We start from the raw sequence: 1,849 nt of genomic DNA on the forward strand, positions 1-1,849 counted from the left end.
ACTGTCGGTGTGATAAAATGTGGCAGTTTTTGGTCTCTTATTACATAGCCTTCTTTCATTTTTTTTTCTTTTCGGGTAAAAATATAAGATTTAACTTATTATTTCATGCAAAGTAAAAAGAAAAAGTCGGGAGACTTTTAGCGGGTTTCTGGTTTTCAAGAAATAAAAAAATTGCGCAAAGTCGGAGACATTTGCGCAGCTTTTCAGTTGGACTCTTCGGGGAGCGGGGGGAATGGCTTTTACTTGGTTTTCAGAGCTATTATACAAGACTTTATTTTGTTTCTTCTGAATCTGTCAATTCATGCAAACCTTTATATGTCGTATTGCCTATTGGAAACAAATTGAGAGCAAATAAATCTCCTTTACGCTCAATAAAGCTAATCGATTTTTTCTTTTTAAAACCAGCATATCCAAAATCCTTCCTGTTCTCTCCTTTAAATGAGACATTAAAAAAAGAAAAAAAAGCTTCTACTTCATAAAATCCAAATTGATTGATATTTACAACTGGACCGTCGGAATGATAATAAATTTGCTTATTATTGAAAGGATAATCATGTAAATCTATATATCTTGAATTTTCATCTTCAACATCTGAAGGATTAAAGAGATTAATACTTGTACTATTGTTTGGTTTTTTATCTGTTTTTATGATTCGATAACCTTTTGATGCTTTACCGAGTTTAGTAACTGTTATAAAATATTTCTTGTCAACAAAAGCATTAAAACCAATAAAATCTTTATTTATATAAAAACTTTTACTATACTTAATTCTCTTTTCAGAAATATTGACAAATTGGCTTAGTTTTATCTTTGGTTCCTTATTGTCACATGTAATTTGTGAATCTAAAATAAAATAAGCTATAGATTTATATAGCATAAATAATAGTATAACAGAGAATAAGATAATTGTTAAAGGTCGCTTTTTCATTTTTTTTATGTTAATATTCAATATTTGGTGCTTGCCCAGCGATTGGTAAAGTACTCATTTGTGCTCCATACGGAATAAGTGGAGCAGGAACAAATCCCCCGCTCCACAAAGTGTTCTTCACTAGCGCTGCACAATCCCGAAAGCTTTCGGGACCGACTTTGCGCCAACTCAGTTTCTTTTAAGACGTAAATATCTAAAAGTTTTTTCTTTTAAAAGTAAATCCAATACAAGTAAATATATTTATTTTGATTCTTAAGTCTTCTGCTCATTTCAAACCTTTATCCCTAATTTTACGCAACAAAAAACAGAAAAACCAATGCTAAAAAAAGCCCTTCAACCCTTAATCGACAAATCCACAATTATTCTAATCATGGGTACTATGGCGGGTGAACAGTCTATTGCTAAACAAGAATACTATGCGAACAAAGGAAATCTTTTCTGGAAAATTTTGTTTTCTATTTTTGAAGAAGAATTCAGTGCTTCCTATGAAGATCGAAAAGTGTTGCTAGCAAAATACAATATTGGACTTTGGAATGTCCTTAAAAGCTGCAAAAGAGAAGGAAGTAGCGACGCTACAATAACAGAAGAAACTATTAATGATTTTGAAAATCTGCACAAACAGTTCCAGCTCCGCAAAGTGTTCTTCACTAGCGCTGCGCAAATGTCTCCGACTTTGCGCTTTTTTATGCAACAGTCCATTAAACCGTTCACTTCTAAAAGTCTCCGACTTTATTCAAAAATTACTAATGAAGATTATCACGAAAAACAGATTTTAAATTCAAAACATCTACAATTGGGTTATCTGCTTTTTCTATATTTAACAATCCTTGATCATTAATATAATTGCTTGCACTAGAATAAATATATTCTGATGCTCGATTCACATAGCCTGCCCTTACAGGATTTAAATGTATATAATCC

The 1,849-nt window shown here is 31.7% G+C and carries 2 protein-coding genes; one reads left to right on the forward strand and one right to left on the reverse strand.

Annotation, left to right across the window (positions count from 1 at the left end; genetic code table 11):
- Positions 1–271: 271 nt before the first annotated feature.
- Positions 272–928 (reverse strand): hypothetical protein, encoded by a 657-nt coding sequence (locus DM397_RS00605; protein WP_142479148.1) that lies wholly within the window; start codon positions 926–928, stop codon positions 272–274.
- Between the two features lie 316 nt (positions 929–1,244).
- On the opposite strand from DM397_RS00605, the gene DM397_RS24120 reads away from it, so the two are divergent.
- Positions 1,245–1,766 (forward strand): DNA-deoxyinosine glycosylase, encoded by a 522-nt coding sequence (locus DM397_RS24120; protein ID WP_111375720.1) that lies wholly within the window; start codon positions 1,245–1,247, stop codon positions 1,764–1,766.
- Positions 1,767–1,849 lie beyond the last annotated feature (83 nt).

Source organism: Flavobacterium nitrogenifigens (genome assembly GCF_003254565.1).
Classification (GTDB): Bacteria; Bacteroidota; Bacteroidia; order Flavobacteriales; family Flavobacteriaceae; genus Flavobacterium; species Flavobacterium nitrogenifigens.

Excerpts from the sequence above, each read along its gene's own strand:
- DM397_RS24120 (WP_111375720.1), top strand. The coding sequence starts at position 1,245 with ATGCTAAAAAAAGCCCTTCAACCCTTAATCGACAAATCCACAATTATT.
- DM397_RS00605 (WP_142479148.1), bottom strand. The coding sequence starts at position 928 with ATGAAAAAGCGACCTTTAACAATTATCTTATTCTCTGTTATACTATTA.